We start from the raw sequence: 13,330 nt of genomic DNA, 5'->3' as shown, positions 1-13,330 counted from the left end.
TGGTCATTTATGGAACAGTCGAAGGTGCGCAAAGTCGGTCTGGGAATCGCGTTGACGCTGGTGGCCGGGTTGGTGTTCTACACGGTGCAGGCGCCGGCCGAGGCACCGCAATACCTGACCGCCACGGTCGAACGCGCTGACATTGAAAACGCAGTGCTGGCCACCGGTTTGCTGGAGGGCATCAAGCAGGTGGACGTCGGTGCCCAGGTTTCGGGGCAGTTGAAGTCGCTGAAGGTCAAGGTCGGCGACAAGGTCAAGAAGGGCCAGTGGCTGGCGGAAATCGATCCGTTGGTGCTGCAGAACACCCTGCGTCAGGCACAGGTCGATGAGGAGAATCTGCAAGCCCAACGCCGGGCGACCCAGGCTCAACTGCGCCAGACCAAGGCGATCTACGAGCGCTATAAGAACCTGCAGGAGGACGCCTCGATCTCGCGGCAGGATTTCGAAACCGCGCAATCGAACTACGAAGTGCAGCAGGCCAACCTGTTGTCGCTGGACGCGCAGATCAAGAGTGCGCATATCCAGATCGACACCGCCAAGGTCAACCTGGCCTACACGCGGATCGTCGCGCCCATCGATGGCGACGTGGTGGGCATCGTGACCCAGGAAGGCCAGACCGTGATCGCCAACCAGCTGGCGCCGATCCTGCTGAAACTGGCGGACCTGGACACCATGACCGTCAAGGCTCAGGTGTCGGAGGCCGATGTCATTCACATCGCACCGGGGCAGGAGGTGTACTTCACCATTCTTGGCGAGGACAAACGTTATTACGGCAAACTGCGGGGCACTGAGCCTGCGCCGCAGAACTTCCTCGAAACGCCGCCCGCCGGCACGCCGAAGCAGAACACGGCGGTGTTCTACAACGCGCTGTTCGAGGTGCCCAACCCCGATCACCGTTTGCGCATTTCCATGACGGCTCAGGTGCGGGTGGTGCTCGATACCGCGAAATCGGTGCTGACGATTCCGGTAGCGGCGCTGGGCCCGCGCAACAACGACGGCAGTTTCCCGGTGCGGGTGCTGGACGCCAAAGGCCAGGCGCAGTCGCGCAATGTGCAGACCGGGATCAACAACAACGTCAAGGTGCAGGTCAACGAAGGCCTGGCCGAAGGCGACCGGGTGGTGATCGGTGATCCGGTGACGAAAGTGGCAGGGGCATGAGCATGAGCGAACCTCTGCTGCAACTGACCGACATCAGCCGCAGTTTCACTGCGGGCGACCGTGAATTTCTGGCGCTTAAGAACATCAACCTGACGATCCACGCCGGGGAAATGGTGGCGATCATCGGCGCCTCGGGCTCCGGCAAATCGACCTTGATGAACATTCTCGGCTGCCTCGATTACGCCACGGCCGGCAGCTACAAGATCAACGGTCGGGAAACCCGGGATCTGGACAATCAGGCACTGGCCGAACTGCGCCGTGACTATTTCGGCTTCATCTTCCAGCGCTACCACTTGCTGCCGCACCTGAGCGCGATGCACAACGTCGAGATGCCGGCGATCTACGCCGGCACGCCGGAACCACAGCGCCATGCCCGAGCCCGGGAGCTGTTGGCGCGCCTGGGGTTGGAGGGGCACCTGACCCATCGCCCGAGCCAACTCTCGGGCGGTCAGCAGCAGCGGGTGAGTATCGCCCGCGCGCTGATGAACGGCGGCGAAGTGATCCTCGCGGACGAGCCCACCGGCGCTCTCGATACCACCAGCGGCAAGGAGGTGATGCGCATTTTGCTGGAACTGCACGCGGCCGGGCACACGGTGATTCTGGTGACCCACGACCCCAAGGTCGCGGCCAACGCCGAGCGCATCATCGAAGTCAGCGACGGCGAAATCCTCAGCGACCGTCGCAACGAGCGCGACACCACGGCACTGACCAATGAGGACGCGGTGCCCAAATCCACGGCAGCGCGGCGTCTGGTGGCCAGCCTCGGGTTGTTCAAGGAAGCGTTCAACATGGCCTGGGTCGCGCTGATCTCGCATCGCATGCGCACACTGCTGACCATGCTCGGGATCGTCATCGGCATCACCTCGGTGGTGTCGATCTCGGCCATCGGCGAGGGGGCCAAGCGCTATGTGCTCAAGGACATTCAGGCCATCGGCAGCAACACCATCGATATCTATTCCGGTACCAGTTTCGGCGACAGCCGTTCGGCGGCCATCGAAACCCTGGTTCCGGCGGATGTGGCGGCGCTCAATCAGTTGTACTACGTCGACAGCGCAACGCCGGTGGTCGGGCGCAATCTGTTGCTACGCTACCGCAACATTGACCTCGATGCCCAGGTCAACGGCGTCAGCGATCTGTACTTTCAGGTGCGCGGAATCAAGATGGAGTCGGGCATCCCGTTCAGCGAAAACGATGCCCGACGCCAGGCGCAGGTGGTGGTGATCGATCACAACACCCGCCAACGGTTATTCGGCGAGGGAGTCGATCCGCTGGGGCAGGTGATCCTTATCGGCAACCTGCCGTGCACCGTGATCGGTGTCGCGGCGGAAAAGAAGAACATCTTCTCGGCGAGCAAGTCCTTGAATGTCTGGGTGCCTTATGAAACCGCAGCCGGGCGGTTATTGGGCCAGCGTTACCTGGACAGCATCAGTGTGCGGATCAAGGACGGCCAACCGAGCAAGGTCGTGGAGGACAACGTCAACAAGCTGATGCTGCAGCGCCACGGCACCAAGGATTTCTTCACCAACAACCTCGACAGCGTGATGCAGACGGTGCAGAAAACTAGCCGCTCACTGGCCTTGTTGCTGTCGCTGATTGCGGTGATTTCGCTGGTGGTCGGCGGCATAGGGGTGATGAACATCATGCTGGTATCAGTCACCGAACGTACCCGCGAGATCGGTATTCGCATGGCGGTGGGGGCGCGGCAGTCGGATATTCGTCAGCAGTTTCTGGTTGAGGCGGTGATGGTCTGTCTGCTGGGCGGGGCGATTGGAATTTCGTTGAGTTACGCCATCGGCCATTTGTTTTCGCTGTTCATCAAGGAATGGGAGATGGTGTTCTCGCTGGGCTCGGTGCTGACAGCGGTGTTCTGCTCGACGCTGATCGGCATCGTGTTCGGCTTCGTGCCGGCGCGCAATGCTTCGCGGCTCGACCCGATCGAGGCATTGGCGCGGGACTGAAAGGCAGGCATGAAAAAGCCGCCGTCCCTGACAGGGCGGCGGTTCTTTTACAGGCGTGCGAACAATCAGGCCGCGTTAGACGGGTCGCAGGCGGCCGGGCAGTCTTCAGGTGAATACATCCAGCGCATCAGCGAATGTCGACCGCTGATCCCCAGTTTGATGGCGGCACGCTTGAGGTAGCTCTCGACGGTGTTGACCTTCAGTTGCAACTGTTCGGCCAGTTCAGGCGCGGTGCGACCGGCGAGGAGGCCGACGCACACTTCCATTTCACGGTTGGACAGGCTCAGGCCCAATTGCTGCACGCGCTTGCAGAAGCGCAATCGCAGGGTTTCCAGGCCTTGGAGCGATGCTTCGGTCGCTGCGGCTTGCGCCTCGGGATCCGCATTCGCCGGTTGCAGCGCGTGGATGTGCTTTTCCACCATCGGCAGCAATACCGGGGAGATGTCCTGCAACAGGCTGCGCTCCCGGGCGGAAAACCGCTTCGACGGCCCGCAGCGGTACACGGAAATCACATAGCGGTAACCGTCCTTGCGTCGGGTCAGGTGCAACTGCGAAGCATCGGTGACCGTGGAGGGTTCGGGGGCGGGCACTTCGCTGTTGCCGGGATCGGTGCTCAGTTCGGAATACACCGTCTCGGCCGTCAGCGTCGCGTCTTTGGGGCATTCAGGATCGGTGCGCGGTTGCGCACGTCCGACCGGCTCCACGCGCATCTGCCGGATATGTGTGGCATCCACGGCCAGTTGGGTGAGGATCAGATCATGCAGCATCCGCGGAAAATGCCGGCTGCCGGTGCTGGCGATGACCTTGCCGATGTGAGGGAACAGATGTGAGTTCATGTGTTTCATCCATGAGTAGCAATGGGGGAATTGCGCTTTCCCGACTCTCCGGCTGATGTCCTTGGCCGGCGACCACAAATCGGGAAATTTGGATCCTATCCTAGTACAACGTTTGAGCGACCGTTTAATGAAGGGGTTATTAGCTCATAACGAACATTGAGTGCAGCAACCGCATCGCCTTCCACTCGTCGCATGTATCGAACGACGCAGAACCGAACCGGCTCTACCCGATGTCATCTTCGCGAGGCATTCGATATGTTTGATCAACGCAAAAAAGACTCCCTGTCGGCCTGGCGCAATCTGGCAACACAGTCCCGGGAGCAGCTCGACCCACAGGATCAATATGATGAGTTGCTCAAGGGGGCCGACGAGATGCTGGAGCAGGGAATTATCAACGCTTCCGAGTGGCGACAGTTGGTGCGCGATGCAGGCCACATCTTTATCCGTCACGAAGACTTGTCTGCGCCACCGCTTGAAGGGTAGCAGGCACTCCGGACATTCAGCGGCAATGCGCGTCCACCAGTTCGATCCAGTGCCTGACGGGCGTGCGGCCGGCGCCGTCGAGGTGTGCCTGACAGCCGATGTTGGCGGTGGCGATGATCTCGGGATGACCACTCTCCAGCGCAGCGAGTTTGTTGTCGCGCAGTGACCTGGCCAGCGCCGGTTGGGTGATCGAGTAAGTACCTGCCGAGCCGCAGCACAGATGAGCGTCGGGGACGGCAGTCAGGTCGAAGCCCAGTCGGACCAGTACCGACTCCACCACACCGCCAAGTTTCTGCGCGTGCTGCAAGGTGCAGGGGCAATGGAAAGCCACACGTTGATTGGCGTGGATGCCGAAGGATTCGAGCGGCTCTTCACGCAGCACCTCAACCAGATCTTTTGCCAGCGCGCTGACGGCTTTGGCCTTTTCGGCATAAGTTGGATCGGCGTGAAGCAAATGCCCGTAATCCTTGATGAACGCACCGCAACCGCTGGCGGTCTGCACGATCGCCTCAGCCCCCTGTTCGATGGCCGGCCACCACGCATCGATATTGTGACGGGCGCGGTCAAGGCCGGTGGCCTGGGCGTCGAGGTGATAATCCACCGCGCCGCAACAACCAGCCTCGCGGGCCGGGATCACGCTGATGCCCAGACGATCCAGCACCCGTGCCGCTGCTGCATTGGTATTGGGTGACAAACCCGGCTGTACGCAACCCTCCAACATCAGCATTTGCCTTGCATGGCGGATGTCGGGACGTGATGCAGGCATCACCGCGTTGCGTGGCAGTTTGTCTTGCAGGGCATCGGGCAGTAGCGCCCGGAACATCTGCCCGCCATTGACCAACCCTTTGAACAACCGCGGATTGGGCACGACGCTTCGAAGCCCTTCGCGCAACAGGCGTTGCCCGAGCGGCCGCGGGACGGCTGCGTCGACCACTGCTCGGCCAATGTCGAGCAGGCTGTGATAGTCCACGCCGGAAGGGCAGGTGGTTTCACAGTTACGGCATGACAGGCAGCGATCCAGGTGTTGCTGGGTTTTCGCCGTAACTTCGTTGCCTTCGAGTACTTGCTTGATCAAATAGATGCGTCCGCGCGGGCCGTCCAGTTCATCGCCGAGCAATTGATAAGTCGGGCAGGTCGCGTTGCAGAATCCGCAATGAACGCACGTGCGCAGGATGCTTTCGGCCTCTTCGGCGCGGGGCAGTTGTCGGGCTTGCGGGCTGAGGGTGGTCTGCATGGCTCAAAGCTCCGCGTACTGACGCCCGGGATTGAAAATGCCCCGGGGGTCGAGTTGTCGTTTGAGTTGGCGGTGATAGCGCAGCAGGGCGGGCGCCAGAGGATGGAACGGTTCATCGATCAGGCCGTGGCTGTAGCAGGTCGCATGCCCGCCGACGTCACCGACGACTTTGCGAATGGTCGCCGCTTCGGCTGTCGATTTGAGCCAGCGTTGCGCGCCGCCCCAGTCGAGCCACTGCTCGCCGGGCAGGTTCAGCGGCGGCGTGTTCAGCGGCACGGACAGGCGCCAGAGCGGTTGGTCTTCATCGAAGAAGCCCAGGCGTTGCTCGTTGAGGTCGGCCCAGAACGAACTGTCGATCAACTCGCCGCCAAGGCGATCATGGGCGGCCGCCACTGAACCTTCGCCACCCTCCAGACGCAAGTGCAATTGCCGGCCATCGTGACAGGCGGAGCTGATCGGCAACGGCTGCTGGCCCCATTCGGCCAGGCGCAGCAGGGCTTGTTCGCCGGTCATTTCCAGACTGAGACTCAGGCACGCGCGCGGTTTGGGCAGCACCTTGAGCGAGACTTCAGTGATGATGCCCAGCGAGCCGTAACTGCCTGCCATCAGACGTGACAAGTCATAGCCGGCGACGTTTTTCATGACTTCGCCGCCGAAGCGCAAATGCTTGCCATGTCCCGTGATGATCCGCGTGCCCAACACGAAATCGCGCACCGATCCCGACCAGGGCCGACGCGGCCCGGACAGGCCCGTGGCGATCATGCCGCCGACCGTGGCGTCGTCGGCGAAGGCGGGTGGTTCACAAGCCAGCATCTGTTGCGAAGCGTCCAGCACGGCCAGCAATTCTGCCAGTGGAGTACCGCAGCGTGCGGTGATTACCAGTTCGGTCGGGTCGTAGCTGACGATGCCGCGATGGGCGCGGGTGTCGAGAATCTCGCCACCGACGAAGCGCCCGAGAAACGCCTTGCTGTTGGCCCCCTGGATGCGCAGCGGGGTAGCGTTTTCCAGTGCCCGGTTGACCTGTTCGAGCAACGCGGCGCTGTCATCGAAATCCTTCCTTTCACCCATCAGAACCGCTCCAGCTCGGGGAAGGGCAATTGCCCGTGGTGTACGTGCAGGGCGCCGAATTCGGCGCAGCGATGCAGGGTCGGAATGTTTTTGCCGGGGTTAAGCAGGCCGCCCGGGTCGAAGGCTTTCTTCACAGCGTGGAACAGGGTCAGCTCATCACCGTTGAACTGCGCGCACATCTGGTTGATTTTTTCCCGGCCCACGCCGTGTTCGCCGGTGATGCTGCCGCCGACCTTCACGCACAGTTCGAGGATCTTGCCGCCCAGCACCTCGGCACGTTCCAGTTCGCCGGGCTGATTGGCATCGAACAGAATCAGTGGATGCATGTTGCCGTCGCCAGCGTGGAATACATTGGCGACCCGCAAGCCATATTCGGCTGAAAGCTGCGCAATCGCGTGCAGTACGCCGGGCAATTCGCGGCGCGGGATGGTGCCGTCCATGCAGTAATAGTCCGGAGATAACCGTCCTACGGCGGGGAAGGCATTCTTGCGTCCGGCCCAGAATCGCACGCGCTCGGCCTCATCCCGGGCCTGGCGCACCTCGGTGGCACCGGCGTGGTCGAGCACCTGTCGGACCCGCGCGCAATCATCGTGGACATCGGCTTCAACGCCATCGAGTTCGCAGAGCAAAATCGCTTCGGCATCCACCGGATATCCGGCGTGGATGAAGTCTTCGGCGGCGCGGATCGCCAGGTTGTCCATCATCTCCAGGCCGCCGGGAATGATGCCGGCCGCGATAATGTCGGCCACTGCGCGACCGGCCTTTTCCACGGAGTCGAATGCCGCCAGCAGCACTTTGGCAGTCTGGGGTTTGGGCAAGAGTTTGACCGTGACTTCGGTGATGACGCCGAGCAGGCCTTCGGAGCCGGTGAACAGTGCCAACAGGTCGAAACCGGGGGAATCCAGCGCGTTCGAGCCCAGCGTCAGATGTTCGCCATCGACGGTAAGAATCTCGACCTTGAGTAGATTGTGCACGGTCAGACCGTACTTGAGGCAATGCACCCCGCCGGCGTTTTCCGCCACGTTGCCGCCGATGGAGCAGGCGATTTGCGAGGAAGGATCAGGCGCGTAATACAGCCCGAACGGCGCAGCGGCCTGGGAAATCGCCAGGTTGCGCACCCCGGGTTGAACCCGCGCGGTGCGGGCTTCAGGGTCGATGTGCAGGATGTTGTTGAAGCGCGCCATTACCAGCAACACGCCTTTCTCCAGTGGCAGGGCTCCGCCGGACAAACCGGTCCCCGCGCCTCTGGCCACCACCGGAACCCGCCGCTCATGGCAGATCCGCAACACGCCCTGAACTTCATCGATGTGCCGTGGCAGTACCACCAGCAACGGCGTGGTGCGATAGGCGGAGAGGCCATCGCACTCATACGGCTTGAGTTCCTCAAGCTGATGCAGGACTTCAAGATCCGGCCACTGGCGCTGCAGGGCTTGCAACAACGCGGCTTTGTCGACGTCGGGCAAAACGCCGTCGACCTGTTCGTCGTAGAGAATGTTCATGATCGGTGGACGACCCTCCGTTGTCGTTATTCGAGGTCGGTGCCGTTTTCTATCATTGGGCCGCTGACCCCGAGAAGTAAAGCGTAGCGGCCGTTGGTCCGTTGTCCCGCGTGCTCCTGTAATATGCGGCGTTTCACTCCGACGAGATGAAAATCGAGGCAAGGATCAGAAACTGCGGCAGCAATGTCGCGCCTTGATCGGGCGTTGTCGGTGACATCCTTGACGCTCTACGCGGCGCTCGGCTCCCGCGCCAAGGGCGTGTTGACCCGGCCTGCGCTGTCCCGCTGGGTCAGTCGCATAAGTAAAAGATGTCCGATTGAAATCAGTTATCCATTTCAAGGAAGTATTGCGTGGCACTCAGGGTTTTAGTGGTCGGCGGTTATGGAAATTTCGGCAGCATTGTCAGTCGGCATCTGATTGAGATGCCGGACATCGAGCTGGTGATCTCCGGCCGCGACCCGCAGAAATTGGTGCGCAAAGTCGACGAGCTGAAAGCCCGGTCGGGCGTTGTCTGCCAGAGTTGGTGCGGCAACGCGATGGGGGACGGGTTTGAAGCGGCTCTGAAATCGATGGGCATTCAACTGGTCATCCACACCGGCGGCCCGTTTCAAGGGCAACCCTATGCGGTCGCCGAGCGTTGCATCGACGCGGGTGTGCATTATTGCGACTTGTCCGACTGCAGAACCTTCGTCAACGGCATCGAAGCCCTCGATGCCCGCGCGAAACAGGCCGGCGTGGCGATTCTCAGCGGTTGCAGTTCGGTGCCGACACTTTCATCGGCCCTTATCGATGAACAGCGGCATCGCTTCTCCCGCATCGATTCGATCGAACATGGTATTTCCTCGTCGGCGAAAATGCCGGGCCTGTCGACGGTTGAAGGTGTTCTGGCCTACGCCGGCAAGCCGATCAGGCAACTCAGGAATGGCCAGGTTCATGAGGTGGCAGGCTGGCTGGATCTGACGTTGCGCAGGATGCCTCAGTTGGGCGTTCGGGTGCTGGCGAACGTCGATGTTCCGGACATGGATATCTTCGCCAAACGCTACGGCGCACGAACCTTGAGTTTCAAGGCCGGCGCGGGCCTGAAGCTGGGTGGTGTGGCCAACGGTCTGTTCGCCCTGGCCCGCAGGTTTGGTGCGTTTCGTGATCATGTTCCCTGGGCGGCGCGGCTTCATCGCTGGGGTACCTGGTTCGAGCGATTCGGTGATGGCAAAAGCGCGATGTATATCGACGTGACAGGACTCGGTATCGACGGAAAACCGCTGGCCATGACGGTGCAGCTCACCGCCCGGAATGACAAGGGACCGGAGATCCCGAGCTGCGCAGCCGTTGCCCTGGCCGCGAAAATCGCCCGGGGATATCGGCCCGAGGCTGGCGCACGTCCCTGCGTGGGCGAGATCACTGTCGCTGAATACATGGCGGCCATCAACGATCCGCAGAATCTGAGCCTGTCGATGCATTTCTCTGACGGGCAGAACTGACCGTGCTCTATCTGTGCCTCAAATACATTCACATCATCGCCGCGGTTTTTCTGTTCGGATTCGGCATGGGCTCCTACCTCTACCTGATCGCCGCGAGCCGTACAGCCAACCCTCTGGTGATCGCTCACGTGGCGAGAATGGTCGTACGGTTCGACGCCTGGATCACCACGCCGGCGGGCTTTATCCAGATCGCGACGGGTTACGGGTTGACCAGGCTTGCCGGACTGCCCCTGACCACGGAATGGGTGCTGACCTCCTTGATCATTTTCCTGTGTGTCGGCTCGCTCTGGTTGCCGGTACTGGTGCTTCAAAAGCGTTTGCACGTGATGGCTTCGAGCGCGGTCGAGACCGGGGCAGGGCTCCCTGATGAGTACAGCTGCGTGTACCGAAAATGGTTCTGGATGGGGATTGCCGGATTTCTGGGGATGTTCGTGATCGTGCTGCTGATGGTGACGAAGATGACGCCGGGGCAGTGGGCCAACCTGTTGGTGTAGCGAACGCAACGCCCGATAAATCCGCACCGGGCGTCGCGTCGTGTCAGGCGAAGCTCAATCCAGATCGCTTGCTTGATGTCGCTCAGGAACCTGGCTCGCTTCATCGCCCCACGTCCGGTTGATGCGCTGGCCACGAATCACCGCAGGCCGTTCGGCAATCTCTTGCGCCCAGCGTTGCACGTGGGTGTATTCGTGAGCAGAAAGGAACTCGGCGGCGGAGTACACGTTGTTGCGCACCAGTTGTCCGTACCATGGCCAGACCGCGATGTCGGCGATGGTGTAGTCATTGCCGGCAAGGTAGGGGCTTTCGCTCAGGCGGCGATCAAGCACATCCAGCTGGCGCTTGGTTTCCATGGTGAACCGGTTGATCGGGTATTCGAGCTTTTCCGGCGCATACGCGTAGAAATGCCCGAAACCGCCGCCCAGGTAGGGTGCCGAGCCCATCTGCCAGAACAGCCAGTTCAGGGTTTCGGTGCGTCCCGCCAGGTCGGTGGGCAGGAAGGCGCCAAATTTTTCCGCCAGATAGAGCAGGATCGAGCCGGATTCGAAGACGCGAATGGTCGGTTCTACACTGCGATCCAGCAGCGCCGGAATTTTCGAATTGGGGTTGATCTCGACAAAGCCGCTGGAGAACTGGTCGCCCTCGTTGATGCGGATCAGCCAGGCGTCGTACTCGGCGTCGGTGCGTCCGAGCGCCAGCAACTCCTCAAGCAGGATGGTCACTTTCACGCCGTTGGGCGTGGCCAGCGAATACAGTTGCAACGGATGCTTGCCGACCGGCAGCGTCTTGTCGTGCGTTGGCCCGGCAGTCGGGCGATTGATGCTGGCGAACTGGCCGCCGGACGGAGCGATGTGTTTCCAGACCTTGGGTGGTGCGTAGGGCGCCTTGCTCATGAAACGGACCTCATCGGTTGCATGCCGGAATGGAGTGAGCCGGACGGTGAGCGTGCCGGGCTCTTGTCGAACAGGACACCACAGAAGGGCGTTTGAATGCCACTGGTTGTTCGCTGAAATGGTTTGGCTAAAGACATGCCGGGCAGCTGCCGGGTGACCGCTTCTTCTATATAGAAGAATGTTGTTTGTCGGTAACAGAGCTATGGCGCGAATCTGTGCGCAATTGCGCCGGACTCACGCCGAGGCGCTGTTTGAAGGCTGTGGTCATATGCGCCTGCGAGTTGAAACCGCAGGCGAGGGCGATCTGCGAAAGACTGTCCGTTGTATCGCGCATTGACGCTCGGGCTTTGGCCAGTCGTCTGTCGATCAGGTAACTGTGGGGGCTTTTGCCGGTTGCCTGCTTGAAGGCACGCATGAAGTAACCCTCGGACAACTCCAGCAATTGCGCCATCGCCGGGACGGCGAGCGGGCTGCCGAGACCGGCGTCGATGAAATCATCCAGCAGGCGCATGCGGCTGCTGGTGATCGAGCCTGGAGACGACACCGCTTCATGACCTTCGACCCGTTCCGCCAGACCGAGCGCCCAGCGTTCCCAGTCATCATCCAGAGAGGCTTGCAGCAGCGCACTGCGCATTCGCGACGCGAGGTGAATGGCCTGCGGGTCGATGCGATTGTTGAACGCCCGGTCACCCGCCAGTGCTTTGCCGTCGGTGCGTATCACTCGCAGGTACTCGCCGCCCATGGGCGACTCGGACAGCACGTCACATCCAGCCGGAACAAACGCCAGGCCATTGGGCATCGCATCGAAGGGGCGTATCCGGTCAGTACCAATCGCGTGCACGCCGTGCTGGCTGTCGAAGGCAAAGCCGATCGCTGACTGGGTTGCCACGTACCGCGCCGAGTAGGCTGCGCCCGGCAGCAGCTCGATCGCCCACGGACCGGCCTCGATACGACGTATCGGTTCAGCGACGGTTATGGGGTGGCGCCGGTTTCGATGGTTCATGACCACCATAGTAGAGAAGAGGTCGGATAAAAGTCAGGTCAGTTTTTTGAAAGCCGATGTGGTGCGTCCGTGCCTAGACTGGGCCAAAGTTCAGGGAGCCACCTAAATGCACACACTCACTCGCGACGACATCGAAAACGCTGCCCGCCAGGTTTACCAGGTGATGCCGCCTACCGCCCAATACCGTTGGCCGTTGCTGGCCGAGCGGTTGGGCTGCACCGTTTGGGTCAAGCATGAAAATCACACGCCGACCGGTGCCTTCAAGGTGCGAGGTGGTATTACCTTTATGCACTGGTTGCGGTGTGAACATCCGACAGTCAAAGGCATCGTCTCCGCGACGCGTGGAAATCACGGTCAGAGTCTGGCGCTGGCAGCGGGGGCCGTGGGCCTGAAAGCGCTGATTGTGGTGCCGCAGGGCAATTCGCTGGAAAAGAACAACGCCATGCGTGGCTTTGGTGGTGAAGTGGTCGAATACGGGCGCGATTTTGACGAGGCCCGTGAAGAGGCGGCGCGCCTGGCGCAGGAGCATGACCTTTTTCTGGTGCCGCCGTTTCACGTTGAACTGCTCAAGGGCGTGGCGACCTATGCGCTGGAGCTGTTCGGTGCGGCGCCGGATCTGGATACGGTGTACGTGCCCATCGGTTGCGGATCGGGGATCTGTGGTGTCATTGCTGCTCGCGACGCACTAGGACTGAACACTGAAGTGGTGGGGGTGGTGTCGACGGAGGCCGCGGCTGCCAAGCTGTCGTTCGAAGCGAATGTGATCTGCGAAACGGCGTCGGCGAATACCTTTGCCGATGGCCTGGCTGTGCGCAAGCCGATTGCGCAGGCGTTCGACATCTATAAGGAAGGGGCGGCGAGGATCGTCTCGGTCAGCGAAGGCGAGATTGCCGAAGCCATGCGTGTGTATTACACCGATACCCATAACCTAGCAGAGGGTGCAGGCGCCTCAGCGTTGGCTGCGTTGATGCAGGAGCGTGGGAGGATGGAGGGGAAGAAGGTCGGGGTGATTCTGTCCGGGGGGAATATTGACCGGTCGGTGTATGCGAAGGTGATTGGTTGATTTCTGGCGGGCTCGGCATTCAGTGACAGCTATACATTCGCCTCTATATAGAAACGGCCTTTTTCCCTCTCTTGATAGAAAACGCAAATTAAGGGTTGACGGCAGATTCTGAGTCTCTATAATTCGCCCCACTTCCGGCGCAGTCGAAACGGAAAACTCCTT

At 61.0% G+C, this 13,330-nt stretch carries 12 protein-coding genes; 6 read left to right on the top strand and 6 right to left on the bottom strand.

The window, feature by feature from the left end:
• Positions 1-9: 9 nt before the first annotated feature.
• Complete coding sequence (gene macA, locus AC07XZ_RS20980) at positions 10-1,158, top strand: macrolide transporter subunit MacA (protein ID WP_102687428.1); 1,149 nt, start codon at positions 10-12, stop codon at positions 1,156-1,158.
• A gap of 2 nt (positions 1,159-1,160) precedes the next feature.
• Positions 1,161-3,116 carry a MacB family efflux pump subunit gene (locus AC07XZ_RS20975; RefSeq protein WP_102687429.1) on the top strand — a complete coding sequence of 652 codons (1,956 nt, stop codon included), beginning with the start codon at positions 1,161-1,163 and terminating at the stop codon, positions 3,114-3,116.
• A gap of 65 nt (positions 3,117-3,181) precedes the next feature.
• On the opposite strand, the gene AC07XZ_RS20970 is transcribed toward AC07XZ_RS20975, so the two are convergent.
• A complete protein-coding gene (locus AC07XZ_RS20970; RefSeq protein WP_102687430.1) occupies positions 3,182-3,952 on the bottom strand; it encodes a helix-turn-helix transcriptional regulator in 771 nt (256 codons plus the stop codon).
• A gap of 255 nt (positions 3,953-4,207) precedes the next feature.
• Here AC07XZ_RS20970 and AC07XZ_RS20965 point away from each other — a divergent pair, with 255 nt between their 5' ends.
• Positions 4,208-4,435 (top strand): hypothetical protein, encoded by a 228-nt coding sequence (locus AC07XZ_RS20965; protein WP_102687431.1) that lies wholly within the window; start codon positions 4,208-4,210, stop codon positions 4,433-4,435.
• Between the two features lie 16 nt (positions 4,436-4,451).
• On the opposite strand, the gene glcF is transcribed toward AC07XZ_RS20965, so the two are convergent.
• Genes glcF through glcD form a run of 3 tightly spaced genes read right to left on the bottom strand, consistent with a single transcriptional unit; the run spans position 4,452 to position 8,236 of the window.
• Positions 4,452-5,669, bottom strand: coding sequence for a glycolate oxidase subunit GlcF (gene glcF / locus AC07XZ_RS20960; RefSeq protein WP_102687432.1), 1,218 nt, complete (start codon positions 5,667-5,669; stop codon positions 4,452-4,454).
• 3 nt (positions 5,670-5,672) lie between these two features.
• Positions 5,673-6,737, bottom strand: coding sequence for a glycolate oxidase subunit GlcE (glcE, locus tag AC07XZ_RS20955; protein ID WP_102687433.1), 1,065 nt, complete (start codon positions 6,735-6,737; stop codon positions 5,673-5,675).
• Entirely contained in the window at positions 6,737-8,236 is a 1,500-nt protein-coding gene (gene glcD, locus AC07XZ_RS20950) for a glycolate oxidase subunit GlcD (RefSeq protein WP_102687434.1), read from the bottom strand. The genes glcE and glcD overlap by 1 nt, the downstream gene beginning before the upstream one ends.
• A gap of 350 nt (positions 8,237-8,586) precedes the next feature.
• Between glcD and AC07XZ_RS20945 the strand changes: the two genes are divergently transcribed.
• Entirely contained in the window at positions 8,587-9,714 is a 1,128-nt protein-coding gene (locus AC07XZ_RS20945) for a saccharopine dehydrogenase family protein (protein ID WP_102687435.1), read from the top strand.
• A gap of 2 nt (positions 9,715-9,716) precedes the next feature.
• Positions 9,717-10,208, top strand: coding sequence for a DUF2269 family protein (locus AC07XZ_RS20940; RefSeq protein WP_085748370.1), 492 nt, complete (start codon positions 9,717-9,719; stop codon positions 10,206-10,208).
• Positions 10,209-10,262: 54 nt separating this feature from the next.
• Here AC07XZ_RS20940 and yghU read toward each other — a convergent pair whose 3' ends face one another.
• Positions 10,263-11,102: a glutathione-dependent disulfide-bond oxidoreductase gene (gene yghU / locus AC07XZ_RS20935; RefSeq protein ID WP_102687436.1), complete on the bottom strand. Its 840-nt coding sequence runs from the start codon at positions 11,100-11,102 to the stop codon at positions 10,263-10,265.
• Positions 11,103-11,268: 166 nt separating this feature from the next.
• On the bottom strand, positions 11,269-12,114 hold the full coding sequence (locus AC07XZ_RS20930) for a helix-turn-helix transcriptional regulator (RefSeq protein ID WP_102687437.1): 846 nt from the start codon (positions 12,112-12,114) through the stop codon (positions 11,269-11,271).
• 97 nt (positions 12,115-12,211) lie between these two features.
• Between AC07XZ_RS20930 and AC07XZ_RS20925 the strand changes: the two genes are divergently transcribed.
• Positions 12,212-13,168 carry a threonine dehydratase gene (locus tag AC07XZ_RS20925; RefSeq protein ID WP_102687438.1) on the top strand — a complete coding sequence of 319 codons (957 nt, stop codon included), beginning with the start codon at positions 12,212-12,214 and terminating at the stop codon, positions 13,166-13,168.
• The last annotated feature ends 162 nt before the right edge of the window (positions 13,169-13,330 follow it).

Source organism: Pseudomonas sp. GW458-11-26-14-LB4, assembly GCF_059423925.1.
The sequence above is the reverse complement of the archived record's forward strand: the minus strand, read 5'-3'. Positions and strand labels throughout refer to the sequence as shown.

Bases quoted from the DNA above. Each gene is read 5' to 3' on its own strand.
- macA (WP_102687428.1), top strand. From the start codon at position 10: ATGGAACAGTCGAAGGTGCGCAAAGTCGGTCTGGGAATCGCGTTGACG.
- yghU (WP_102687436.1), bottom strand. From the start codon at position 11,102: ATGAGCAAGGCGCCCTACGCACCACCCAAGGTCTGGAAACACATCGCT.
- glcF (WP_102687432.1), bottom strand. From the start codon at position 5,669: ATGCAGACCACCCTCAGCCCGCAAGCCCGACAACTGCCCCGCGCCGAA.
- AC07XZ_RS20970 (WP_102687430.1), bottom strand. From the start codon at position 3,952: ATGAACTCACATCTGTTCCCTCACATCGGCAAGGTCATCGCCAGCACC.
- glcD (WP_102687434.1), bottom strand. From the start codon at position 8,236: ATGAACATTCTCTACGACGAACAGGTCGACGGCGTTTTGCCCGACGTC.
- glcE (WP_102687433.1), bottom strand. From the start codon at position 6,737: ATGGGTGAAAGGAAGGATTTCGATGACAGCGCCGCGTTGCTCGAACAG.
- AC07XZ_RS20930 (WP_102687437.1), bottom strand. From the start codon at position 12,114: ATGGTGGTCATGAACCATCGAAACCGGCGCCACCCCATAACCGTCGCT.
- AC07XZ_RS20975 (WP_102687429.1), top strand. From the start codon at position 1,161: ATGAGCGAACCTCTGCTGCAACTGACCGACATCAGCCGCAGTTTCACT.
- AC07XZ_RS20965 (WP_102687431.1), top strand. From the start codon at position 4,208: ATGTTTGATCAACGCAAAAAAGACTCCCTGTCGGCCTGGCGCAATCTG.
- AC07XZ_RS20925 (WP_102687438.1), top strand. From the start codon at position 12,212: ATGCACACACTCACTCGCGACGACATCGAAAACGCTGCCCGCCAGGTT.